22 protein-coding genes are annotated in these 22,505 nt (G+C 73.3%); 11 read left to right on the top strand and 11 right to left on the bottom strand.

The features are described 5' to 3' along the window. Positions 1–3: 3 nt before the first annotated feature. From ACIF6F_RS35400 to ACIF6F_RS35390, 3 genes are read right to left on the bottom strand one after another with little or no spacing between them, the layout of a single operon-like run. Positions 4–906 carry an ABC transporter permease gene (locus ACIF6F_RS35400; protein WP_399957135.1) on the bottom strand — a complete coding sequence of 301 codons (903 nt, stop codon included), beginning with the start codon at positions 904–906 and terminating at the stop codon, positions 4–6. Then, on the bottom strand, positions 903–1,856 hold the full coding sequence (locus tag ACIF6F_RS35395) for an ABC transporter permease (protein WP_399957132.1): 954 nt from the start codon (positions 1,854–1,856) through the stop codon (positions 903–905). Before ACIF6F_RS35395 ends, ACIF6F_RS35400 begins: the two co-directional genes overlap by 4 nt. Then, on the bottom strand, positions 1,853–3,496 hold the full coding sequence (locus ACIF6F_RS35390; protein WP_399957128.1) for an ABC transporter substrate-binding protein: 1,644 nt from the start codon (positions 3,494–3,496) through the stop codon (positions 1,853–1,855). Before ACIF6F_RS35390 ends, ACIF6F_RS35395 begins: the two co-directional genes overlap by 4 nt. A gap of 131 nt (positions 3,497–3,627) precedes the next feature. On the opposite strand from ACIF6F_RS35390, the gene ACIF6F_RS35385 reads away from it, so the two are divergent. Further along, positions 3,628–4,749, top strand: a complete 1,122-nt coding sequence (locus tag ACIF6F_RS35385) for a LacI family DNA-binding transcriptional regulator (RefSeq protein ID WP_399957125.1) — start codon at positions 3,628–3,630, stop codon at positions 4,747–4,749. 30 nt (positions 4,750–4,779) lie between these two features. Here the strand turns inward: ACIF6F_RS35385 and ACIF6F_RS35380 are convergent, their stop codons facing one another. Beyond that, positions 4,780–6,414 (bottom strand): amidohydrolase, encoded by a 1,635-nt coding sequence (locus ACIF6F_RS35380; protein WP_399957122.1) that lies wholly within the window; start codon positions 6,412–6,414, stop codon positions 4,780–4,782. Between the two features lie 94 nt (positions 6,415–6,508). Here ACIF6F_RS35380 and ACIF6F_RS35375 point away from each other — a divergent pair, with 94 nt between their 5' ends. Next, on the top strand, positions 6,509–7,237 hold the full coding sequence (locus ACIF6F_RS35375; protein WP_399957118.1) for a TetR/AcrR family transcriptional regulator: 729 nt from the start codon (positions 6,509–6,511) through the stop codon (positions 7,235–7,237). Positions 7,238–7,367: 130 nt separating this feature from the next. After that, positions 7,368–8,762, top strand: coding sequence for an NAD(P)/FAD-dependent oxidoreductase (locus ACIF6F_RS35370; RefSeq protein WP_399957115.1), 1,395 nt, complete (start codon positions 7,368–7,370; stop codon positions 8,760–8,762). 25 nt (positions 8,763–8,787) lie between these two features. Here the strand turns inward: ACIF6F_RS35370 and ACIF6F_RS35365 are convergent, their stop codons facing one another. After that, a complete protein-coding gene (locus tag ACIF6F_RS35365; RefSeq protein WP_399957112.1) occupies positions 8,788–10,587 on the bottom strand; it encodes a serine/threonine-protein kinase in 1,800 nt (599 codons plus the stop codon). A gap of 190 nt (positions 10,588–10,777) precedes the next feature. Here ACIF6F_RS35365 and ACIF6F_RS35360 point away from each other — a divergent pair, with 190 nt between their 5' ends. The 7 genes from ACIF6F_RS35360 to ACIF6F_RS35330 all read left to right on the top strand — a co-directional run bounded on the left by ACIF6F_RS35360 (position 10,778) and on the right by ACIF6F_RS35330 (position 16,795). Further along, positions 10,778–11,623 carry a HipA family kinase gene (locus ACIF6F_RS35360; protein ID WP_399957109.1) on the top strand — a complete coding sequence of 282 codons (846 nt, stop codon included), beginning with the start codon at positions 10,778–10,780 and terminating at the stop codon, positions 11,621–11,623. Continuing rightward, entirely contained in the window at positions 11,620–12,003 is a 384-nt protein-coding gene (locus tag ACIF6F_RS35355) for a DUF3037 domain-containing protein (RefSeq protein ID WP_399957106.1), read from the top strand. Before ACIF6F_RS35360 ends, ACIF6F_RS35355 begins: the two co-directional genes overlap by 4 nt. A 159-nt stretch (positions 12,004–12,162) precedes the next feature. After that, on the top strand, positions 12,163–12,924 hold the full coding sequence (fabG, locus tag ACIF6F_RS35350; protein ID WP_399957103.1) for a 3-oxoacyl-ACP reductase FabG: 762 nt from the start codon (positions 12,163–12,165) through the stop codon (positions 12,922–12,924). Positions 12,925–12,944: 20 nt separating this feature from the next. Beyond that, on the top strand, positions 12,945–13,706 hold the full coding sequence (locus tag ACIF6F_RS35345; protein ID WP_399957100.1) for an SDR family oxidoreductase: 762 nt from the start codon (positions 12,945–12,947) through the stop codon (positions 13,704–13,706). 152 nt (positions 13,707–13,858) lie between these two features. Then, positions 13,859–15,442: an ABC transporter substrate-binding protein gene (locus tag ACIF6F_RS35340; protein WP_399957097.1), complete on the top strand. Its 1,584-nt coding sequence runs from the start codon at positions 13,859–13,861 to the stop codon at positions 15,440–15,442. Between the two features lie 97 nt (positions 15,443–15,539). Beyond that, a complete protein-coding gene (locus ACIF6F_RS35335) occupies positions 15,540–16,208 on the top strand; it encodes a uracil-DNA glycosylase (RefSeq protein WP_399957189.1) in 669 nt (222 codons plus the stop codon). Between the two features lie 83 nt (positions 16,209–16,291). After that, positions 16,292–16,795, top strand: coding sequence for a hypothetical protein (locus tag ACIF6F_RS35330; protein ID WP_399957094.1), 504 nt, complete (start codon positions 16,292–16,294; stop codon positions 16,793–16,795). 109 nt (positions 16,796–16,904) lie between these two features. On the opposite strand, the gene ACIF6F_RS35325 is transcribed toward ACIF6F_RS35330, so the two are convergent. After that, positions 16,905–17,396, bottom strand: a complete 492-nt coding sequence (locus ACIF6F_RS35325) for a hypothetical protein (RefSeq protein WP_399957090.1) — start codon at positions 17,394–17,396, stop codon at positions 16,905–16,907. A 177-nt stretch (positions 17,397–17,573) separates the two neighbouring features. Beyond that, positions 17,574–18,089, bottom strand: a complete 516-nt coding sequence (locus ACIF6F_RS35320) for a DinB family protein (RefSeq protein ID WP_399957087.1) — start codon at positions 18,087–18,089, stop codon at positions 17,574–17,576. Positions 18,090–18,170: 81 nt separating this feature from the next. Here ACIF6F_RS35320 and ACIF6F_RS35315 point away from each other — a divergent pair, with 81 nt between their 5' ends. Continuing rightward, positions 18,171–19,076 (top strand): Gfo/Idh/MocA family protein, encoded by a 906-nt coding sequence (locus ACIF6F_RS35315; RefSeq protein WP_399957084.1) that lies wholly within the window; start codon positions 18,171–18,173, stop codon positions 19,074–19,076. Here the strand turns inward: ACIF6F_RS35315 and lnt are convergent. The 4 genes from lnt to ACIF6F_RS35295 form a co-directional block, all read right to left on the bottom strand. Continuing rightward, entirely contained in the window at positions 19,021–20,586 is a 1,566-nt protein-coding gene (lnt, locus tag ACIF6F_RS35310) for an apolipoprotein N-acyltransferase (RefSeq protein WP_399957081.1), read from the bottom strand. The genes ACIF6F_RS35315 and lnt overlap by 56 nt on opposite strands. Positions 20,587–20,617: 31 nt before the next feature. Then, positions 20,618–21,115 carry a nuclear transport factor 2 family protein gene (locus ACIF6F_RS35305; RefSeq protein WP_399957078.1) on the bottom strand — a complete coding sequence of 166 codons (498 nt, stop codon included), beginning with the start codon at positions 21,113–21,115 and terminating at the stop codon, positions 20,618–20,620. A gap of 219 nt (positions 21,116–21,334) precedes the next feature. Next, positions 21,335–21,502, bottom strand: coding sequence for a hypothetical protein (locus tag ACIF6F_RS35300; RefSeq protein ID WP_399957075.1), 168 nt, complete (start codon positions 21,500–21,502; stop codon positions 21,335–21,337). 122 nt (positions 21,503–21,624) lie between these two features. Then, positions 21,625–22,497, bottom strand: a complete 873-nt coding sequence (locus ACIF6F_RS35295) for an undecaprenyl-diphosphate phosphatase (RefSeq protein WP_399957072.1) — start codon at positions 22,495–22,497, stop codon at positions 21,625–21,627. Positions 22,498–22,505: the final 8 nt, after the last annotated feature.

Genomic DNA, 22,505 nt, shown 5'->3' with positions numbered 1-22,505 from the left:
TGCTCACCTTTCCTCCCGCCTCGCGATCCGGTCGGCGAGTCCCTCGCCGACGACACCGAACGCCACGACGGCGAGGACGATGCACACGGACGGCGCGAGGGCCGGCAGCATCGCGCCCTGCTGGATCGCGGCCTGCCCCTCGTTGATCATGGCTCCCCAGTCGGCGGTGGGCGGCTGCACACCGAAGCCGAGGAAGGACAGCGCGGCCAGGTCCATCAGCGCGTACCCGAAGTTCATCGCGGACTGGGCGAAGACGGTGGGCGCGATGTTGGGCAGCAGGTGCCGCAGGCAGATCGTCCAGCCCGACCAGCCCTGCACGCGGTACGACTCGATGTACGGGCGGGCCTTCTCCTGCCGGGCGATGCCGCGCACCAGCCGTCCCACGTACGGGGTGTACGCCACGGCCATCGCGATCACCGGCGCGGTCATCCCGGGGCCGGTCACGGCGACCAGCAGGATGGCCAGCAGCAGCCCGGGTATGGCGAAGGCCAGGTCCATCGAGCGGGACAGCACGGTGTCGGTCCAGCCGCCGCGCCAGGCCGCGACCACGCCGAGGAGCGTGCCCAGCAGGGTGGAGACGCCGACCACGAGCAGCGGTCCGAGCAGGCCGGTCCGGGCGCCGTGGAGCAGCCGGGACAGGATGTCGCGGCCCGACTGGTCGGTGCCCAGGAGGTGGTCGCCCGAGGTGCCGGCGAGGCTGGCCGACAGGTCGACGGCCTCCGGATCGTACGGGGCGAGCACCGGCGCGAGGAGCGCGACCAGGACGAGCAGGGCCAGTACGGTCAGGCCCGCCGCGAACAGCGGGCCCTGGCCGAGGGCCGCCAGCCGGCGCAGCCCGCGCAGGCCGGGCCGGCGGCCCAGCGCGTCGCCGGGCGCGCCGGCGGCCGGGGGTGCGGTGAGGGTCATGAGGTGCCTTCCCCGTGGAGGGACAGCCGGGGGTCGATGAGCGGGGCGACCAGGTCCACGGCGAGGTTGACGAGGACGAACGCCGTGACGCTGAGCAGGGTGACGGCCTGCACGACGGCGAAGTCCTTGGCCGTCACCGACTGCACCAGCAGCGAGCCGATGCCGGGGACGTCGAAGGCGGTCTCCACGATCGAGGTGCTGATCAGCAGGGACGCGAGGAGCGTTCCGCCGACCGTGACGACCGGGGCGAGCGCGTTGCGCAGCACGTGCCGGCGGACCACGGCCCGGGAGGCGACCCCGCGGGCGCGCGCCACCTCGACGTGGTCGCGGCCCAGCTCGTCCAGCATCGCGGAGCGGGTCACCCGGGCCAGCAGACCGGCGAAGGTGAGCGCGAGCGCGAAGGCCGGCAGGGTCAGGTGGTACAGCCGGTCGCCGAACCCCTCCGGGGTGCCGCCCGGCCCCGGGAACCAGCCCAGCTGCACGGAGAACAGCGAGACCAGCGCGATGGCCGTGACGAACGACGGGGTGGCGGTGGCCACGCCCGTGCCGAGCAGCACGGTCCGGTCGGCGGCGCCGGGGCGGAGGGCGGCGAGGAGGCCGGCGCCCACCCCGAGGACCGTGACGAGCAGGGCGGCGTACCCGACGAGCAGGGCCGTGCCGGGGAGCCGGGAGCCGAGCAGGCCGGCGACGTCCTGGTGGTACTGGGCGGAGCGGCCGAAGTCGCCCCGCAGGACGCCTCCGAGCCACTTCGCGTACTGCACGGGCAGCGGGTCGTCCAGGTGGTACTGGTCGCGCAGTGCGGCCACCACCTCGGGGGTGGCGGGGCGGCCGTGGAGCAGGAAGGACACCGGGTCGCCGGGGGCGAGGTGGAGGGCGCCGAAGACCAGGAGCGAGGTCACGAACAGCACCGTCACCAGGCCGAGGAGCCGTCCGACGAGGTAGCGGGTCATGGCTGCGCCGCCCCGATCGTCGCGGCCCAGGGGTAGTACAGCTGCTGGATGCCGGTGGGGGCGCCGGTGATCCGCTTGCCGAGGAAGACCGGGTACGGCGCCTCGTAGAGCGGGATGACCGGCAGCTCGGCCATGGCGATCTTCTGGAGCCGGGCGGTCAGGTCGGAGCGCTTGACCGGGTCGGTCTCGGCGTTGGCACGGTCGAAGACGTAGTCGAACTCGTCGTTGGACCAGTTGCCGTAGTTCCCGAAGTCCCCGGTGCGCAGGTACTGGTAGAACTCCAGCGGGTCGGGCGTGTTGATGTAGCCGTTGGTGACCAGCAGGTCGTAGCCGGCGCGGGCCTTGGGGTCGACGAAGAGCGAGCTGTAGGCGTCGGGCGCGACGGTCTTCAGCTCGACGTCGAGGCCGATCTGACGGCCGGCCGCCTGCACGGCGTTGGCGACGACGCTGATCTCGGCCGCGAGCGGGCTGGTCACCATGGTGAGCTTCTTGCCCTTGGCGCCGGCCTCGGCGATCAGCTTCTTCGCCTTCTCGACGTCGTACTCGGGCTCCGGCAGGGCGTCGAAGTAGCCGGCTGTCCTCTCGGGCACGAGCGACCAGGCGCCGCGCGCCGCCGGGGCCTTGGCGGGGACGCCGACACCGCCGGCTGCGGCCTTGATGATGCCCTTGCGGTCGAGGGCCAGGGAGAGGGCCTGGCGCACCTTGAGGTCGCCGAGGGTGCCCTCGTAGCTGAGGACGGAGAGGTCGGCGGCGGCGGTGTTGGGGCCGAACAGGAGCTGTCCCTTGCCGCTCGATCTGAGCTGCCCGTACGAGGTGGAGGGCACGAGGTAACCGCCGTCGGCGGTGCCGGAGAGGAAGGCGTTGGTGCGGGCGGCGGAGTCCTCGATGAAGGTGAAGCGGACCGTGCCGGTCTTCGGGGTCAGCTTCTCGTCCCAGTAGGCCGGGTTCTTCTTCAGGGTGATGCTGTCGCCCTGGGCCCACTTGTCGAGGGCGTACGGGCCGGTGCAGTTCACCGAGCCCTTGGGGGTCCCGTAGTCCTTGCCGTACTTCGCGAGGGTGGCGGCGCTCTCGACGGTGCCCGGCGAGGCGGCCATCAGTTCGGTCAGCAGCACGTCGGTCCGGTTGAGGCGGATGGTCACCTCCAGCGGGCCGGTCTTCTCGATGCCGGTGACGCGCTTGAAGGAGGAGGTCCAGGGGGAGCCGGTGGCGGGGTCCATGTGGCGCTTGAGGGAGGCCACCACGTCGTCGGCCGTCATGGTGGTGCCGTCGTGGAACTTCACGCCCGGGCGGAGGGTGAAGACCACGGTGCGCGGGTCGGTCTGCCGGAAGCCGGTCGCCAGGCCCGGTTCGATCCTGCCCTGGGGGGTGACCCGGAGGAGCTGCTCGCAGACGTTGGCGAGCACGGTGTTCGGCGGGTAGTCGAACGCGAGCGCGTAGTCGAGGGTGTACGGCTCGGCGTAGAGGGACCAGGTGAGGGAGTCCAGCGGGCCCTTGGCGGGCGCGGAGGTCGGGGTGACCTGGAAGGCGGGGCCGGTGCCGGTACCGGTTCCTGTGGGGTTCTCGGCGCCGGAGCAGGCGGTGGCGGTGGCCGCGAGGGCCGCGGTACAGAGGAGCGATGTCAGGGCTCTGGGCATGCGCATGGGGACCCACCCCTTTACGGGTGTAGTGACGGGCGCTGGGGGATGGAGCGAGTATTGATGCGGGAACGTTCCCGCACAAGGCTTTGCGGGAACGGTTTTGCGCAGGTCGCGAGGGTGGCAGCATCAGCTTCATGACCGAAGCTGCACGGCCCGGCGGGCACGCCTCGCCGCCCTTTCCGCCCCGCGTCCGGCTCGTCGACGTGGCTCGCGAGGCGGGCCTGTCGAAGACCACCGTCTCGGCGGCCCTCAACGGCACGGGGCGGCTCTCGCCGGCCGTCCGCGAGAGGGTCCGGGAGACCGCGCGGAGGATGGGCTACCGGCCCAACGCCACCGCGCGCCAGCTGCGCGCGGGACGGGCCCGGCTGATCGGGTACGTCGTGGGGGAGTTCGCCGGTGCCCCCTGGACCTTCCTGGAGTCGCCGTACTTCGCACAGTTGACCAGCGCGACGGCCGCGGCGGCGCTCCGCCGGGGCTACGCCCTGGTGCTGCTGCCCTCGGGCTCGCTCCAGCAGGAGTGGGGCGACCTGCCGCTCGACGCCGTGATCGTCGCCGACCCGGTGGCCGACGACCGGATCGTCGAGGACCTGCTCGCCGCCCGGATCCCGGTGTTCAGCGACCGCTCCGTGGAGGGGAGGCCGGGTGCCCACTGGGTGGACGTCGACGCGGAGCGGGCCGTCCGGGAGGTGCTCGACCACCTGGCGGCGCAGGGGGCCCGCCGGCCCGCGCTGGTCCTGCCGGACAGCACCACCGGCTTCCACGCCGGGGCGCTGGCGGGCTACCGCGACTGGTGCGCCGAGCACGGCGCCCCCGAGCGGACCGAGCCGGTCGGCGAGATCGGCAACGGACCGGTGGTCCGGGCCGTCGAGGCGGTGCTGGCCGGGGGAGGGGACCCTGCGGGCGGGGCCCCGGATCCGGTCGGCGGCGGCACGCGTCCTTCCGGTGCGGCCGCCGGGCGGCCCGACGCGCTGCTCGTCGTCGCCGAGGCGAGCCCGCCCCTGGTGCTGGACGCGGCCCGCCGCCACGGCTACGACGTGCCGGGCGACCTGCTGGTGGTCTGCGTCAGCGAGGACGAGACCGCCGCGCACACCGTGCCGCCGGTGACCACGCTCAGCCTGCGTCCCCGCGAGATCGCCGAGGCCGGCATCGAACTCCTGGTGGCCGCGCTGGAGCAGGGCCGCGAGGAACCGTCGGGCGTGCTGGTGCCCACCTGCCTTGAGGTACGGGCGTCCTCGCTGCGCCCGGACGGGGGGTGAGCCGGCCACCGGTCGGCGGGACACGGCGGGTCAGCTCCCGTGGACGAGGGCGCCGCCGACGTACGTCCGCTCCACCCGGGCCTCGGCGATCTCCTCCGGCGGTGCCGTGAGGATGTCGCGGTCGAGGACCACCAGGTCGGCGAGGTGCCCGGCGCGCAGGCTGCCGGTGTCGTCGAGCCCGTTCACGTGCGCGGTGCCGGCGGTGTACGCGGCCAGCGCGGTCGGCAGGTCCAGGCGCTGCTCCGGCAGGAACACCCGGTCGTCGGTGGCGTCCGGGTTCCGCCGGTTCACGGCGACGTGGATGCCCTCGATGGGGTTCGGGCTGCTCACCGGCCAGTCGCTGCCCGCGGCCAGGGTGGCCCCGGCGGCGACCAGGGAGGCGAACGGGTACTGCCAGGCGGAGCGCTCGGGCCCGAGGAAGGGGATGGTCAGCTCGTCCATCTGCGGCTCGTGGGCGGCCCACAGCGGCTGGATGTTGGCGATGGCGCCGAGCCGGGCGAAGCGGGGGAGGTCGTCCGGGTGCACGACCTGGAGGTGCGCGAGGTGGTGGCGGTTGCCGCGGTGCCCGTTGGCGGCCACGGCGGCCTCCAGCGCGTCCAGCGCCTCGCGCACCGCACGGTCGCCCAGGGCGTGGAAGTGGACCTGGAAGTCGAGGCCGTCGAGGGCGGTCACGTACCCGCGCAGGGCGTCGGGGTCCACGAAGCTGAGACCGCTGTTCCCGGTGGCGCAGCCGCAGCCGTCCAGGTAGGGGGAGGTCATGGCGGCGGTGAAGTTCTCGGCGATGCCGTCCTGCATGATCTTCACCGAGCCAGCGCGGAACCTGCCGTGGCTCAGCTTCTCGCGCAGCGCCACCAGTTCCTCGACCTGCTCGCCGCCGCGCTCCCGGTCCCACCACAGGGCGCCGGTCACCCGGGCGGTCAGCGAACCGTCCCGCGCCGCCGCCATGTAGGCGTCCGACGGGTCCGGCTTGCCGTTGAAGGGGCCGAGCAGCGCGTCCTGCCAGCCGGTGATGCCGAGGGAGTGGAGCAGCTCCTGCGCACGCAGCAGGCCGGCGAGGCGGTCGGCGGCCGTGCTCGCCGGGGCCAGCCGGGAGACCAGGGCGGTCGCGCCCTCCTGGAGCATGCCGCTGGGCGTGCCGTCCGGCTCGCGCTCGATGCGCCCGTCGGCCGGGTCGGGGGTGTCCGCGGTGATCCCGGCCAGCTCCAGGGCGCGGGTGTTGGCCCAGGCGCCGTGGTGGTCGCGGTTGGCCAGCAGCACCGGGCGGTCCGGCACCACGGAGTCGAGCAGCGCGCGGGAGGGCAGACCGCCGTCGAAGCTCTCCATCGACCAGCCGCCGCCGGTGATCCAGGCGCGGTCCGGGTGCGCGTCGGCGTACTCCCGGATCCGCTCCAGGTACTCCCCGACGCCGACCGTGCCGGACAGGTCGCACTCGGCCAGCTCGGACCCGCCGTAGACGGCGTGCACGTGGGCGTCCTGGAAGCCGGGGACCAGCAGCTTCCCGTGGAGGTCCACCACCTCGGTGCCGGGCCCGACCAGTTCGCGGACCTCGTCGTGGCCGACGGCGGCGATCCGGTCGCCGACGACGGCGAGCGAGGTCGCCCGGGTGCGGGCCGGGTCGGCGGTGAACACGGGCCCGCCGGTGAAGACCAGATCGGCCTGGGTCATGGGCTGCTCCAGAACGTGAGGTGTCGTTGAGGTGGACGCCATGGAAGCGGGACGGCCGTTTACACGTCAATGGTGTTGTCATAAGGTTCCGGCCATGGCCGAACGTGTGGTTCCCGAGGGACAGCGGCGGCGCCGCAGGCCCACGAAGCAGGGCGCCCTGCTCTCCGCGCAGCTGATCGTCGACACGGCGCTGCGGCTGGTCGCGCAGCACGGCGCGGACGCGCTGTCGGTACGGCGGCTGGGCGCGGCACTCGGCGCCGATCCGAGCGCGATCTACCGGTACTTCCGCAACACCGACGCGCTGCTCCTGGCCATCGCCGACGAACTCGTCGGGCGCGCCCAGGACGGCTGGCGGCCGACCGGCGACTGGCGCGCCGACCTCCGCTCCATCGGGCTGCGCATCCTCGCCTCGTACCAGTCCAACCCCCGCGCCGCGGCGCTCGCGGCGCACCGCACGACCGGCCGCGCGTACGAGACCCGGGCCGTCGAGGCGATCCTCGGGGTGCTGCGGCGGGCGGGGTTCCCCGACCCGCTGGCCGTGCGGCTCTACCACGCCTTCGTCGACCAGGCGCTCGCCTTCGCCGCCCAGGAGGCCGCCGCCCTGGCGCTGCCCCCTCAGGCGCGGGAGGCCGACGAGGACGTCTGGCACGCCGTGTACGGGAAGCTGTCGTCCGACACGCACCCGAACATCGCGGCCACCTTCCCGCTGCTCGCCGCCGACATGCGCGGCAGCGCCTACCCGTTCGCCCTGGAACTGCTGCTGGACGCGGCCGCAGCCCGGCTGCCGGGAGCGGCCTCAGGCGACCCGCACGAGCCGGGCTGACCTGCGGAAACGATGCGCTGCGGGGCCCGTATGCACCTTATGACAACACCATTGACTTTATCCGGCTCGGAAAGATCTCATGGCGGCACTCCGGAGGCCCGTACCTCCGCGACCCGAAGGAGCCCGCCCCATGGACCACCTCACCTCGCTCCGGGACGCCGTACCGACCCCGTTCTGGCTCGACGACCCCGACCGGCCCGAGCCCGCCCCCGCCCTGACCGGCGCCACCGACTGCGACCTGCTGGTGGTCGGCGGCGGCTACACCGGACTGTGGACCGCCCTCGCCGCCAAGGAACGCGACCCCTCCGCCGACGTCGTGCTCGTCGAGGCCGGCGAGGCGGGCGGCGCCGCCTCCGGCCGCAACGGCGGGTTCTGCGAGGCGAGCCTGACCCACGGCCTGTTCAACGGGCTCCAGCGCTGGCCCGCGGAGATCGCCCGCCTCGAACGGCTCGGCCGCAAGAACCTCCAGGCCATCGAGGACACCGTGGACCGCCACGGCATCGACTGCGCCTGGGAGCGCACCGGTTCCATCGTCGTCGCCACCGAGCCCTACCAGCTCGAAGGCCTCCGCGAGGGGGCCGAGATCGCCGCCCGGTACGGCGGCAAGCCCGTCCTGCTCGACCGCGACGCCGTCCGCGCCGAGATCGACTCGCCCACCTTCCTCGGCGGACTGTGGGACAAGGAGGGCGTCGCTATGGTCAACCCGGCCCGGCTCGCCTGGGGACTCCGGCGAGCCTGCCTCGACCTCGGTGTCCGCATCCACGAGCACACCCCCGCGCTCTCGCTCCGCGAACAGGGCGCCGCGATCGGGGTGCGCACGCCCTACGGCCGGATCACCGCCCGGCGCGTGGCCCTGGCGACCAACGCCCACCCGTCCCTGCTGCGCCGCCACCGCCCGTACACGGTCCCGGTCTACGACTACGCGCTGATGACCGAGCCGCTCACCGCCGAGCAGCTCGCGTCGGTCGGCTGGCGCGGCCGGCAGGGCTTCGCCGACAGCACCAACCAGTTCCACTACGTGCGGCTCTCCGCCGACAACCGCATCCTGTGGGGCGGTTACGACGCCGTGTACCGCTACGGCGGCCGGGTCCGCGCCGAACACGACCAGCGCCCCGAGACGTTCGCGACCCTGGCCCGGAACTTCCACACCACCTTCCCCCAGTTGGCCGGCGCCCGCTTCACGCACGCCTGGGGCGGCGCCATCGACACCAGCACCCGCTTCTGCGTGTTCTTCGACACCAGCCACCAGGGACGGGTCGCCTACGCCGCCGGCTACACCGGACTCGGCGTCGGTGCCAGCCGCTTCGGCGCCGAGGTGATGCTGGACCTGCTCGCCGGGGACCGGACCGAACGCACCGAACTCGACCTCGTGCGCCGCAAGCCGCTCCCCTTCCCTCCCGAGCCGGTACGGGCCGTGGGCATCGGCATCACCAAGTGGTCCATGGCCCGCGCCGACCGCAACGAGGGCCGGCGCAACCTCTGGCTCAGGACCCTGGACCGCTTCGGCCTCGGCTTCGACAGCTGAGGCGCCAGGGGCCCGCGGCCGGGCGTCAGTTCTGCCGCTCCACGGCGAACGTCGTGCAGGTGGAACCGTCCGCGGCGACCGTGCCGTTGATGACGGACGGGCTGCCGCCGGTGACCTCGGCCTCCAGGTCGACCGTGAGGTAGCCCGGCGGCCGGACGATCCACTGGTCGCCGCGCAGCACCATCCGCCCGTCCTCGTACGACCCGATCATCGTGAACGAGCCGGTCGGAACCGTCGGGTTGTCGGGGTGCGCCGAGAAGGCGAAGACCGCCTTGAGGGCGGTGCCGCCCGCCCCGCTGATGGTCAGGTCGAGACGGGTGAGGCCCTGGGTGCAGCGGTAGCTGCCGCGCCACGTTCCGACCACGCCGGGACCGGCCTCCTCGGAGGGGGAGGGGTCCGTCCGCGGGGCCACCGTGGGTCCGGGGGCCGATGCCGCGGGGGTGGCGGGGTCGCGCGACCACGAGGCCGACCGCTCAGGGGCCGGACTACTGCCGTTCCGGGCGTCGTCGCGTCCGGTCCCGTTCCCGTTCCCCGAGCCCGCGTCCTCCCAGGCCCGGGGGAGGAGCCAGGCCAGCAGACCGATCACCACCGCAGCGACCGCGGCGGCGGTGACGGCGGCCGCGCCCCGGCCGCGCGACGCGGGCCGCGGCTCGTGCGGGTGGGGGTACGGCGCCGGGCCGGGCAGCGGTCCCTGCGGAACGGTGGGCGGCAGGGGCCGTACGTCCGGCGGCGGCCCGAACCCGTCCGGGGCCGGTCCGAACCCGCCCGGGCCGCGGGGCGGGGCCGGGGGCGGCGGGGGACCCGCTGCGGGCCCGGGGTGGCCCGGGACCCCCGCCGGCTTGGTCCTGGTGACGGCGGAAGGACCGGCGTCGGGCCCCGTAGGGGTGCGCGGGTCGACCGCCGTCGGCGTCCGCGGCCCGTCCGGGCCCGGCGCCCCGCCCCCGGTGTGCCCGGTGAACAGCAGGGCGGCCAGCGGCGCGGGCAGCCAGCGGTCGCCGGCGGTGGCTTCGGTGTCGCCGGCCAGCTCCTCCAGCAGCGCCGACACGGTGGGACGGACCGCCGGTTCCTTGGCCAGGCACCTGCCGACCACGTCCCGCAGCCGGGCCGGCAGCGCGCCGAGGTCCGGCTCGTGGTGCACGACGCGGTACATCAGCTGCGAGACCGTGCCGGCGCCGAAGGGCCCGGTACCGGTTGCGGTGAACGTCAGGAGGGCGCCCAGCGCGAACACGTCGGCGGCCGCGGTGACCGGCTCGCCGGTGAGCTGCTCCGGGGACATGAAGCCCGGGGTGCCGACCATGAAGCCGGTCCTGGTGAGGTCCGTCGCGCCGTCGGCGACCACCGAGATGCCGAAGTCGATGACGCGCGGCCCGTCCGGCGAGAGCAGCACGTTGGACGGTTTGAGGTCGCGGTGGACGACGTCCTGGGCGTGGATGGCCTCCAGGGCCTCGGCCACGCCGGCGGCCAGCGCCAGCACCGACTGCTCGGGCCAGGGGCCGTGCGCGCGCACCGCGTCGTTCAGGGACGGACCGGACACGTAGGCCGTGGCGAGCCACGGCGGATCGCCGTCCGGGTCGGCGTCGACGAGCCCGGCCGTGAAGACCCCGTTGACCTGCCGCGCCGCACTGACCTCGCGGGCGAACCGCCGCCGGAAGACCGGGTCCTCTGCCAGCTCCGGCCGCACCACCTTGACCGCGACGGCCCGGCCGCCCCGGGACCGCCCGAGGTAGACGGAGCCCATTCCGCCGGCGCCCAGCCGCCCGGTGATCCGGTACGGGCCGACCTGCACGGGATCCCCGGCCCGCAGGGCCTCCGGTTCGCGCCTCACGCTGCCCCCTCCCGGGCCCGGCCGCGAAGGGGCCACGGCCCGCCGTAGTGCGGTCATCATGGCAGTGCGGGGACGGTCCGCGCGGCCGATTCCGGCCGCCCGGTGCCGCGTTCGCACCGGTCCGCCGCCGCGGGCGCCTCCGCGTGCCCCGCCCGCGCCCGATGCCGGGCCGGAGGGTTAGCCTGGGCGGATGCTCACAGAAGTGATCGCGACCCGCTACGTCACGCCCCTGCGTGAGGGCGGCTCGCTCCCCGGGATCGTCGAGGCCGACGACCTCGGTACGTACGTCATGAAGTTCAAGGGTGCCGGGCAGGGCCGCAAGACCCTGGTCGCCGAGGTCGTCTGCGGGCGGCTCGCGCAGCGGCTGGGGCTGCGGGTGCCCGAGCTGGTGACGATCCAGCTCGACCCGGTCATCGGGCTCGGCGAGCCGGACCAGGAGGTGCAGGAGCTGCTCAAGGCGAGCGGCGGGCTGAACCTCGGCATGGACTACCTCCCCGGCTCGATCGGGTTCGACCCCCTCGCCTACCAGGTGGACCCGGTCGAGGCGGGCCGCGTGGTCTGGTTCGACGCGCTGATCAACAACGTGGACCGGTCCTGGCGCAACCCCAACATGCTGGTCTGGCACGGGGAACCGTGGCTCATCGACCACGGCGCCACGATGATCTGGCACCACAACTGGCCCACCGCGCAGGCCGCCTCGGCCAAGCCGTACAACGCGCACGACCACGTGCTCGCCCCCGCCGGCCCCGACATCGCGGCCGCGGCCGCCGAGCTGGCGCCCAGGGTGACCCGCGAACTCCTGGAGGAGGTCGCCGCCGACGTGCCCGACGAGTGGCTGGCCGACGAGCCCGGCTTCGCGACCGCGGACGAGGTGCGCCGGGCCTACGTCGACGCGCTGCTGCCGCGCGCCGCGACCATCCACGAGCGGATCTCCATGGAGAAGCCGGCCAAGGCCCCGCAGGGCCCGCCCGGCTGGCTGACCGACCACCTGACCGAGTGGCCCCACCCCATCAAGCAGAAGAGCGAAGGCAAGTGAGCGAGCGGGACGTCTTCGAGTACGCGCTGGTGCGGGTGGTTCCCCGCATGGAGCGCGGTGAACTCTTCAACGCCGGCGTGGTGGTCTACTGCCGTGCCAAGTCCTTCGTGGCCGCGAGGACCCACCTGGACGAGGCCAAGCTGCTGGCCCTGGACCCGGGTGCCGACGTGGTCGGCGTACGGGCCGCCCTGCACGCCGTCGAGGGGGTGTGCGCCGGGGGCGAGCGGGCCGGGCAGGCCGCGGGCGACGACGCGGGGCGCCGGTTCCGCTGGCTGATCGCGCCGCGCAGCACCGTCGTACAGCCGGGTCCGGTGCACACCGGCCTGACGGCCGATCCGGAAGCCGAGGTGGAACGCCTGCTCGACCTGCTGGTGCGCTGACCGGACGCCGTCCGGGAGCCCTGGCGCCCGGTGCCGTTGACACCGGGTGCCGGGGCTTCTAGCGTCTCCCACGCTGAAGCTACTAAGCGGTTGCTCAGAGAATGCCGCCGCACCGCGCAGGCATCGGGGCCGCCGCACCCAAGGGCGAGGAGATCCAGCATGTCCACCACCGAGCAGCGCGTCGCCATCGTGACCGGGGCGGCCCGGGGCATCGGCGCCGCCACCGCCGTACGCCTGGCCGCCGAGGGCCGTGCCGTGGCCGTACTCGACCTCGACGAGGCCGCCTGCAAGGACACCGTGGAGGCCATCACCGCGGCGGGCGGCAAGGCCATCGCCGTCGGCTGCGACGTCTCCGACGCCGCCCAGGTCGAGGCGGCCGTCGAGCGGGTCGCCGCCACCCTCGGCGCCCCGACGGTCCTCGTGAACAACGCCGGCGTGCTGCGCGACAACCTCCTCTTCAAGATGAGCGAGAGCGACTGGGACACGGTGATGAACGTGCACCTGCGCGGCGCGTTCCTGATGTCGAAGGCCTGTCAGAAGCACATGGTCGAGGCCAAGTTCGGCCGCATCGTGAACCTGTCGAGCAGCTCCGCGCTCGGCAACCGCGGGCAGGTGAACTACTCCGCCGCCAAGGCCGGCCTCCAGGGCTTCACCAAGACCCTCGCCATCGAACTCGGCAAGTTCGGCGTCACCGCCAACGCCGTCGCCCCCGGCTTCATCGTCACCGAGATGACCGCCCAGACCGCCGCCCGCGTCGGCATGGGCTTCGAGGACTTCCAGGCCGCCGCCGCCACCCAGATCCCGGTCCAGCGCGTCGGCCGCCCCGACGACATCGCCAACGCCATCGCCTTCTTCACCGGCGACGACGCGGGCTTCGTCTCCGGCCAGGTCCTGTACGTGGCCGGCGGCCCGCTCAACTGACGACGGGGAGGGCGTACGACATGACGTACGACGGTACGGACAGCGGCAAGGTCGCACTCATCACGGGCGCCAGCCGCGGCATCGGCTACGGCATCGCGGAGGCCCTGGTCGCCCGCGGCGACCGGGTCTGCATCACCGGGCGCAACGAGGACACCCTGAAGGAGGCCGTCGAGCGCCTCGGGTCGGACCGCGTGATCGCCGTCGCGGGCAAGGCCCACGACGAGGAGCACCAGCGGGTGGCGGTCGACCGGGTGATGGAGGCCTTCGGCCGGGTGGACTTCCTGGTGAACAACGCCGGCACCAACCCGGTCTTCGGCCCCCTGGCGGACCTGGACCTCGGGGTTGCCCGGAAGGTCTTCGAGACCAACGTGATCTCCGCCCTGGGGTTCGCCCAGCGCACCTGGCACGCCTGGCAGAAGGACAACGGCGGGGCGATCGTGAACATCGCCTCCATCGCGGGCGTCTCCGCGTCGCCCTTCATCGGCGCGTACGGGATGAGCAAGGCGGCGATGGTCAACCTGACCCTGCAGCTCGCGCACGAGATGGCGCCGGGGGTCCGGGTGAACGCGATCGCCCCCGCCGTGGTGAAGACGAAGTTCGCCCAGGCCCTCTACGAGGGGCGCGAAGCGGAAGCCGCCGCGGCCTATCCGCTGGGGCGCCTGGGGCTGCCGTCGGACATCGGCGGGGCTGCCGCATTTCTCACATCCGAACAGTCGGAATGGGTCACAGGGCAGACGCTGGTCGTGGATGGGGGAATCTTTCTGAATGCCGGAGTTGGCTGACCGGTATTCGGACGGATCGCTTTGCTAAAGGGTGTCAAAAGCACCCCTAATAGGGCGTCCAAATGATCAAGTACCCCACCGAACCTGCTGGTTGGAACGGTGGGGTACTGCGGTATGGTCGGCCGAACCGTGGTTGATCGAGGAGCGTGCACGTGTTCAACCGGACCAGATGTCTGCAGACTGCTGCGGCCCTTGCGTCCATATCCCTGCTCGCCGGATGCGGCGTGCTTTCGGAAGATGACGAAAAGGGCAATCAGAAACTCGTCGTGGGCACGACGAGCTCGCCCAGCACCCTCGATCCCGCCGCCGCATGGGACGGTTCCTGGGAGCTCTACCGGAACGTCTACCAGACCCTGCTCGCCTTCCCGACGGGTTCCACCAAGCCCCAGCCCGACGCCGCGCAGAGCTGCGAGTTCACCGACTCCGCGAACGAGTCCTACCGCTGCGTCCTGCGCAAGGGCCTGAAGTTCTCCAACGGCGAGGCGCTCGACGCGAAGGCCGTCAAGCACTCCTTCGACCGCATCCGCACGATCAACTCCAAGGTCGGCCCCAAGGACCTCTTCGGTTCCCTGGAGCGGATCGAGACCAGCGGCGACCTCACCGTGGTCTTCCACCTGAGCACCCCCGACGCCACGTTCCCCTTCGTGCTCGGCTCCCCGGCCGCCTCGCTCGTCGCGCCCAAGGAGTACCCGGCCGACTCGCTCCGCACCGACGGCAAGGTCACCGGCTCCGGCCCGTACCTGCTGCAGGCCTACGAGGACAAGAAGCGCGCCGAGCTGGTGCGCAACCCGGACTACACGGGCTTCGCGAACCGCCGCAACGACTCGGTCACGATCAGCTACTTCGACGACTCCGCGAAGATGGTCGCCGCGCTGAAGGCCAAGGAGATCGACGCGACCTACCGAGGCCTCACGGCCGAGGAGATCAAGGAGCTCCAGGGCGCGGACGCCCGCAAGCAGGGCATCCAGGTGGTCGAGGGCTACGGCGCGGAGATCCGCTACCTGGTCTTCAACCCCAAGGACCCGGCGGTCGCCAAGCCCGCCGTCCGCGAGGCCGTCGCCCAGATCATCGACCGCGGCGCACTGGTCGCCAAGATCTACCGGGGCACCGCCGAGCCGCTGTACTCGATGGTCCCCAAGGGCGTGGCCAGCCACAAGACGCCCTTCTACGACCGCTTCGGGCAGCCCAGCGTCTCCAAGGCCAAGGCCATCCTGCGCGAGGCCGGGATCACCGACCCGGTCGAGCTGACCCTCTTCTACACCACGGACCGCTACGGCTCCTCCACCGCCGGTGAGTTCGAGGAGATCAAGCGGCAGCTCGACGCCAGCGGCCTGTTCAAGGTCACCATCCAGGGCAAGCCCTGGAAGGTCTTCCAGGAGGGCTACAAGAGCGGCGAGTACCCGGTCTTCGGCCGAGGCTGGTTCCCCGACTTCCCGGACCCCGACAACTTCATCGCGCCGTTCGTCGGCAAGGAGAACGCCGTCGGTACGCCGTACGAGGCCAAGGAGATCACCACCGAGCTGCTGCCCCAGTCGCGCCGCCAGGGCGACCGAGGCGCGGTCGGCAAGCAGTTCGAGCGGGCCCAGGAGATCCTCGCCGAGGACGTCCGGCTGCTGCCGCTGTGGCAGGGCAAGCTCTACGTGGCGGCCGGCGAGGACATCGGCGGCGGCGAGCGCGCCCTCGACCCGCAGACCGTCATGCAGATGTGGGAGCTTTACCGCAAGACCAGCTGGTGACGCAGGGATTCCGGGGCACGGGCGGCGTTGTCAGTGCACGCCGGTAGGTTCTGGGGTACGTACTGAACGTGTCCTGGAGGTTGTTGACGTGACCGACATGCTGCCCGAGTCCTGGCTCCCCGTCCTCGGCGAGGAACTCGAGAAGCCCTACTTCACGGAGCTTCTCGAGTTCGTCGAGAAGGAGCGGGCCAACGGGCCGGTCTACCCGCCGCGCGAGCAGGTCTTCGCGGCCCTGGAGGCCACGCCCTTCGACCGGGTCAAGGTCCTCGTCCTCGGCCAGGACCCCTACCACGGCGCCGGCCAGGGCCACGGCCTGTGCTTCTCGGTGCAGCCGGGCGTCAAGACCCCGCCGTCGCTGCGCAACATCTACAAGGAGATGCAGGCGGAGCTGGACCTGCCGATCCCGGACAACGGCTACCTCATGCCGTGGGCGGAGCAGGGCGTCCTGCTGCTCAACGCCGTCCTCACCGTCCGTGAGGCCGAGCCCAACTCGCACAAGGGACGGGGCTGGGAGAAGTTCACCGACGCGGTGATCCGCGCGGTGGCCTCCCGCCCCGACCCGGCGGTCTTCGTCCTGTGGGGCGCGTACGCCCAGAAGAAGCTCCCGCTCATCGACGAGACCCGCCACGTGGTGGTCAAGGGCGCCCACCCCTCGCCGCTGTCCGCGAAGAAGTTCTTCGGCTCCCGCCCCTTCACGCAGATCAACGAGGCCGTCGCCGCCCAGGGCCATGAGCCGATCGACTGGCGGATCCCGAACCTCGGCTGACGCGGCCCGCGCCTGAGGGGCAAGTCCGCCCGCGCCGGATAGCGTCGGCGTGATCACACGGGTGGTACGCACGGGAGGCCGCGGTGACGGAGCAGCAGCAGGCGTCGGAGGACGCCGTCATGACCAGGATCGGCCAGGCGGTCATGCTCCTGCACGCCGGGGACCGCGCCGAGGCGCGCGAGCGGCTGGCCGCGATCTGGACGGAGATCGGCTCCGAGGGCGCCCCGCTCCACCTGTGCACGCTGGCGCACTACATGGCCGACGCGCAGGACGACCCCTCCGACGAGCTCGCCTGGGACCTCCGCGCCCTCACCGCGGCGGAGGGCCTGCGCGACGTGGGGCCGGACCGCGGCGACGGGCGGCCCACAGGCCGTGCGCCGGCCGTGGCCGTCCGCGCCCTCTACCCCTCGCTCCACCTCAACCTCGCCGCCGACTACGTCAAGCTCCAGCGGCCGGACGCCGCCCGGGTCCACCTCGACCGGGCAAGGGCCGCGGCCGGCACGCTGGGCGACGACGGGTACGGCAACGGGGTCCGGGCGGCCATCGAGCGGCTCGACCTCCGGCTGCGGGGCGTCGAGGGGCGGTAGCCCCCTCGCGGCCGCCCCGGGCGACCGACCGGCGGGCGGGCCGTGCCGGCCCGCCCGGACCGGCACGGCCCCGCTACTCGGCGGGGACGCGCTACTCGGCGGGGACGCGCTACTCCCCGTAGACCCCGGAACAGATCCGTCCCTCGGGGCTGTCCTTCTTCCACTGTCCGTACTTGCGCCCCAGCGCGCACACGTCGGCCGGCCGGACCGGCACCTGCGCGGGCAGCGCGTCCGGCTTCCCCTTGCCGTTCTTGCGGGGCCCTCCCTTGCCGGGGTGCTCCCGGCCGGGGAGTTCCGCCGCGGGCGGCAGCGGCGGCTCCACGTCCGCCCCGGGCTCGACCGCGGGCGCCGGCTCCGGTGCCGCGTCCTGCCCGGCCCCGGAGGCCGCCCGGTCGCCTGCGGGCCGCTCCGCCCGGTCCGGTACGGCGGCTCCGTCGCCGGAGTCCGCGCGGCGGCGCTCGGACGGTACGGCCTCCAGCGCCTCCAGCGCGGGCGCCTGGACCACCACGGGGGCCGCCCCGGCACCGCCCCGCGGCGCATGCCGGGGATCGGCGTCCGGAGGCCCGGCGGTGGCCGCGGGCTGCACGGCGACGGGGTTCACGTTCACACAGCCGGAGACGGCCGAAACCGCACAGGCCACTCCGAGCAGCAGTCTTGTCGTGGTTCGGGTTGGGTGCACCCGCGCAACTCTGCTGTGCTCCGCCCCCGTTACGGAAACCAGGAGCGGAAATACACCCCGCACGGGTGATCGGTCACCACAGGGTGACGCCGCCCGCCGTCACTCCCCGGTGACGCCGTCGATCAGCTCCCGCAGCAGGTCCGCGTGCCCGTTGTGGCGCGCGTACTCCTCGATCATGTGGGTGTACACCCAGCGCAGGTCGAAGCCCTCGCCCGAGCGCGGGTGGCGGCCCTCGGAGACCGAGTCGAGCGGGCGCGCGGCACCGATCTCCCGAGCGAGCGCCATCGCCTCCTGCCGGGCGGCCTCCGCCTCGGCGTACCCGTCCGCCTCGGTCACGTGGAAGTCGCCGTCCGGGTCCTCCCGCGAGCAGTAGAGGTCCGGCACCTCCCGGCCGAGGGTGATCTCCTGGAACCAGAAGCGCTCCACCTCGGTCATGTGGCGGGTCAGCCCGAGCAGCGTCAGTTCCGAGGACGGGACGGCGCGCGTCCGCAGCTGCTCGTCGGTCAGGCCCCGGCACTTCAGGGCGAGGGTGGCCCGGTGGTACTCCAGCCAGCCTTCCAGGCTGGTCCGCTCGTCGGCGGTGGTGGCGGGCTCGGCGCGTTCGGTGATCGTCATGGCGGCCATCCTGGTTCAACGTGCCGCACCGCACCAGGGATTAAGCTGCCCACGTCCCACCACGTGCACAGGAGGCCCCAGGTGAAGGTCGGCGTCATCGGACTCGGCGACATCGCGCAGAAGGCGTACCTGCCGGTCCTCGGCACCCGCCCGGAACTGGACCTGCACCTCCAGACGCGGACCCCCGCCACCCTCGACCGGGTCGGCGACCAGCTCAGGGTCCCCGCCGCCCAGCGGCACACCGACCTCGGCTCGCTGCTGGCGAGCGGCCTGGACGCGGCGTTCGTGCACGCTCCGACCGCCGTCCACCCCGAGATCGTCACTCGGCTGCTGGAGGCCGGTGTACCGACGTACGTCGACAAGCCGCTCGCCTACGCCTACGAGGACTCGGTCCGCCTCGTGGAGCTGGCCGAGCAGCGCGGTGTGACCCTCATGGTGGGCTTCAACCGCCGCTACGCGCCCGGCTACGCGCAGTGCGCCGAGCACCCCCGCGAACTGATCATCATGCAGAAGAACCGGGTCGGGCTGCCCGAGGAGCCGCGGGGCCTGGTGCTGGACGACTTCATCCACGTCGTCGACACGCTGCGCTTCCTGCTGCCCGGCGAGGCCGACCACGTCGGCGTCCGCGCGCGGGTCCGCGACGGCCTCATGGAGCACGTCGTGCTCCAGCTCTCCGGCGACGGCTTCACGGCTCTGGGCGTCATGAACCGGCTCTCCGGCTCCACCGAGGAAATCCTTGAGGTGTCGGGCCAGGACACCAAGCGCCAGGTCGTGAACCTGGCCGAGGTCATCGACCACAAGGGCCAGCCCACCGTGCGTCGCCGCGGCGACTGGGTCCCGGTGGCCCGCCAGCGCGGCATCGAGCAGATCGTCGACACCTTCCTGGCCGCGGTCGAGCTCGGTACGGTCCTCAGCGCCCGGGACGCCCTCCTCACCCACGAGCTGTGCGAGCGGGTGGTGCGGGAAGCGCTGGAGCAGGCCTCCTGAAGGCCCGCGTCCCCTCTGCGGCGCACACTCCGGCCAGCACCAGCAGGGCGCCCCACACGGGCCAGTCGCCCAGCCGCACGTACACGGTGGTGCCCCGGGCCAGCGGCACCCCGTACACCACGGCCGTCCGGTCCCCGGTGCCCAGCGGGGCGCCCAGCCGCTCGCCCGAGGGCCCGTGGACCACGCTCACCCCGGTGAGCGTCGCGTGCACGAAGGGCCGGCCGGTCTCGGCGGCCCGCAGCGCGGCCAGCGAGGCGTGCTGGGCGGGCGCCCAGCTGTCCTGGAAGCTGGACGTGGCCGACTGGGCCACCAACAGGCCGGCACCCTCGCCGACCAGCCGGCGCGACATGTCGGGGAAGGCGGACTCGAAGCACACCAGCGGCCCCACCCGGATCCCCGCCGGCGGCCCCCGCAGCTCCATCAGCACCTGCTCGGTGCCGCGCCTGCGGTCCTCGCCCGCGGCCTTGCCGAACGAGGTCACCCAGCCCAGCACCGCCCGGGCCGGCACGTACTCCCCGAAGGGGACCAGCCGCATCTTGTCGTACCGGTCACCGGTCGGCCCCGAGGGACCCACCAGCACCGAACTCTTGTAGATGCCCGGCCGGTCGGCCGCCCGCGCGTCCACGTTCACCAGCAGCGGTGCGCCGACCCGCGCCGAGAGCGCCGCCAGCCGCCGGGCCAGGTCCGGCCGTGCAGCCAGGTCCGCGCCCACGCTCGACTCGCCCCACACCACCAGGTCCGGCCGCTGCCCCGCCAGGCCGAGGGTCAGCCGCTCGCCCTCGGCGAACCGCCGCTCCACGCCCTCGGCGCCGCCCACCACCCCGGGCTGCACCAGGGCCACGCGCATCTCCTCGTACGGCTCGGGCCGCGGCGCCCAGGTCCACACCGCGCCGGTCAGCACCGCACAGGCGGTCGCCCCGCCCACCGCGACGGCCCGCGCCGGACGGCCGCCGCACACCAGCAGCACCCAGCCGCAGTTGACGGCCACCACCAGCAGGCTGACCAGCCACACCCCGCCCACCGAGGCGAGCCGCAGCGCCGCCGGCACCTGCCACTGGCTCGCCCCCAGCAGCCCCCAGGGCCCGCCCAGCCCCTCCCAGGACCGGACCAGCTCCGACAGCAGCCAGGCCGAGGGCAGAACCACCAGGGAGCACGCGGCGCGCACCGGCGGGGGCCGGCCGGCCAGCATCCGCCGCACCAGCACGCCCCACGGGATCCACAGCGCCCCGAGCAGGCCGGCCAGCGGCAGCAGGAACACGTGCAGGCTGGGCAGCAGCCAGTGGTGCACGGCCACGATGAAGCCCGCCCCGCCCAGCCACCCGTCCAGGGCGGCCCGCCGTGCGGTCGGCGCCGAGCGGGCCAGCAGCATCCAGGGCACCAGGGCCACGAAGGCGAACCACCACAGCCCCGGTGCCGGGAACGCGAGGGCGGGCAGCGCGCCGGCCGCGAACGCGGCACCCGCGCGCCACCACGGGGAGGCGGCGAACCGCCGCCAGGGCCACCACCGCATCAGGCGCCTCCGCTCCCAGTGTGGGCCCCGGTCAGGAGACCGGCGTCCCGGCCGGGGCGAGGTGCCGCCACTTCTCGTGCACCGTGACCTTCCGCAGCCGCCAGCCCTCGTACGTCCTGGCCAGCTCGAAGGTGTAGCGGCCCCCCGCGACGAAATTGGGGGCGGTGAAGAGGTCCGGGCCGCCGGCGCCATCCGTGCCGTCGGTCAGCCGCATCGGGTTGACGAAGTCCGCGCGCACCTCGGCGCGGTCGCCCGGCGAACCGCCCAGGTCCTCCAGCTCCACCCGCCGGTTCACGATCAGGTGCTGGCGGACCGGGAAGATCCGCATCGTCTCGGCCAGCCAGTCGGCCACCTCGCCGGCGGGTCCCTCGATCCCGCCCGCGGAGGTGTAGTCGGCCCGCCCGTCCCGGGTGAACAGGGCCCGGTACGCCACCCAGTCGCCGTCGTCCACGGCCACCGCGTACCCGGTCACCACGGCGTCCACCGCCATCCGGTCCATCACCGTCGCGAGGTCCACACGCTGCGTCATCGGGTCAGTCTGGGACAGCGGGCCCCGGAGGCCAAGAGCCGTGCGGCCACCGGTCTCCGGCACTGGCCGGAACCGGGTGCGCGCGGCCTGACCGCCCGACCGCCCGACCGCTCGGCCGCTCGGCTGTCCGGCCACTCGGCTGCCGCCGACGCCCCGGCCGCCGGGCGACCTGAGGCCCGTACGCCCCATACGCCGTACGCCCTCGACGCAGCCCCGGTGTCACGGCTCCCGCTGCCGCACCACCACCAGGAAGGCGTCCGAGGCCAGGTCCATCACCACCTCGGCCGCCACCCCCTCCCGCATCCGCTCCGCCGCGTACTCCTCGGCGGGCCAGCTCCCGTGCGGACTCCCCGCCGGGAAACGCTCCAGCACCACTCGGCCGCCCATCGGGCACCCCCGGTTCCTCGTCCGGCGGCCGCCCCGACGCGAACCGCCTCCCTGGGCACAACGACGCGAGGCCCGTCCGGGAACGTTCCCGGACGGGCCTCGCGAAGCGGTGGAGAAGGCCGTCAGCCGGCCGACTCGCCCGCGTGGGGGCTGAGCACGTCCGTGCCGACCAGCACGAAGATGGCGATGCCGAGCGCGATCCGGTAGATCACGAAGGGCATGAACGACTTGGTGGTGATGAACTTCATGAACCACGCGATGACCGCGTAGCCGACCACGAAGGCGATGACCGTCGCGAAGATCGTCGGGCCCCAGGAGACGTGCCCCTCGCCCACGCTCTTCAGCTCGTACGCGCCCGACGCGAGCACGGCCGGGATCGCCAGCAGGAAGGAGTAGCGCGCCGCCGCCTCACGCGTGTACCCCATCAGGAGGCCGCCGCTGATGGTCGCGCCCGACCGGGAGACGCCCGGGATCAGCGCCATCGCCTGGCAGAAGCCGAAGATCAGGCCGTCGCGCACGCCCAGCTCCTTGAGCGTCTTGCGCTCCCGGATCGCGCGGTGCCTGCCGCCCACCTCGTCGCGTGCCGCCAGCCGGTCCGCGACACCCAGCACGATGCCCATCACGATCAGCGTGGTCGCGATCAGCCGCAGGTCGCGGAAGGGTCCCTCGATGTGGTCCTTCAGCGTCACGCCCAGCACGCCGATCGGGACCGACCCCACGATCACCAGCCAGCCCATCTGCGCGTCGTGGTCCGAGCGCATCGAGCGGTCCGTCAGGGACCGGAACCACGCGCCCACGATCCGCATGATGTCCTTGCGGAAGTAGATGAGGACGGCGGCCTCGGTACCGATCTGGGTGATGGCGGTGAAGGCCGCGCCCGGGTCCTCCCAGCCGGCGAAGGCCGCCGTCAGCCGCAGGTGGCCGCTGGAGGAAATGGGCAGGAACTCCGTGAGCCCTTGGACGAGACCGAGGATTAGGGATTCGAACCAGCTCATGTCGGGGT

The organism is Streptomyces sp. NPDC086023 (assembly GCF_044540325.1).
In the GTDB taxonomy this organism is placed as follows: domain Bacteria; phylum Actinomycetota; class Actinomycetes; order Streptomycetales; family Streptomycetaceae; genus Streptomyces.
This window is presented reverse-complemented; position numbering and strand designations above follow the sequence as displayed.

Coding starts and splice junctions, on each gene's coding strand:
- ACIF6F_RS35400 (WP_399957135.1), bottom strand. CDS start 906: ATGACCCTCACCGCACCCCCGGCCGCCGGCGCGCCCGGCGACGCGCTG.
- ACIF6F_RS35395 (WP_399957132.1), bottom strand. CDS start 1,856: ATGACCCGCTACCTCGTCGGACGGCTCCTCGGCCTGGTGACGGTGCTG.
- ACIF6F_RS35390 (WP_399957128.1), bottom strand. CDS start 3,496: ATGCGCATGCCCAGAGCCCTGACATCGCTCCTCTGTACCGCGGCCCTC.
- ACIF6F_RS35385 (WP_399957125.1), top strand. CDS start 3,628: ATGACCGAAGCTGCACGGCCCGGCGGGCACGCCTCGCCGCCCTTTCCG.
- ACIF6F_RS35380 (WP_399957122.1), bottom strand. CDS start 6,414: ATGACCCAGGCCGATCTGGTCTTCACCGGCGGGCCCGTGTTCACCGCC.
- ACIF6F_RS35375 (WP_399957118.1), top strand. CDS start 6,509: ATGGCCGAACGTGTGGTTCCCGAGGGACAGCGGCGGCGCCGCAGGCCC.
- ACIF6F_RS35370 (WP_399957115.1), top strand. CDS start 7,368: ATGGACCACCTCACCTCGCTCCGGGACGCCGTACCGACCCCGTTCTGG.
- ACIF6F_RS35360 (WP_399957109.1), top strand. CDS start 10,778: ATGCTCACAGAAGTGATCGCGACCCGCTACGTCACGCCCCTGCGTGAG.
- fabG (WP_399957103.1), top strand. CDS start 12,163: ATGTCCACCACCGAGCAGCGCGTCGCCATCGTGACCGGGGCGGCCCGG.
- ACIF6F_RS35345 (WP_399957100.1), top strand. CDS start 12,945: ATGACGTACGACGGTACGGACAGCGGCAAGGTCGCACTCATCACGGGC.
- ACIF6F_RS35335 (WP_399957189.1), top strand. CDS start 15,540: ATGCTGCCCGAGTCCTGGCTCCCCGTCCTCGGCGAGGAACTCGAGAAG.
- ACIF6F_RS35320 (WP_399957087.1), bottom strand. CDS start 18,089: ATGACGATCACCGAACGCGCCGAGCCCGCCACCACCGCCGACGAGCGG.
- lnt (WP_399957081.1), bottom strand. CDS start 20,586: ATGCGGTGGTGGCCCTGGCGGCGGTTCGCCGCCTCCCCGTGGTGGCGC.
- ACIF6F_RS35305 (WP_399957078.1), bottom strand. CDS start 21,115: ATGACGCAGCGTGTGGACCTCGCGACGGTGATGGACCGGATGGCGGTG.
- ACIF6F_RS35300 (WP_399957075.1), bottom strand. CDS start 21,502: ATGGGCGGCCGAGTGGTGCTGGAGCGTTTCCCGGCGGGGAGTCCGCAC.
- ACIF6F_RS35295 (WP_399957072.1), bottom strand. CDS start 22,497: ATGAGCTGGTTCGAATCCCTAATCCTCGGTCTCGTCCAAGGGCTCACG.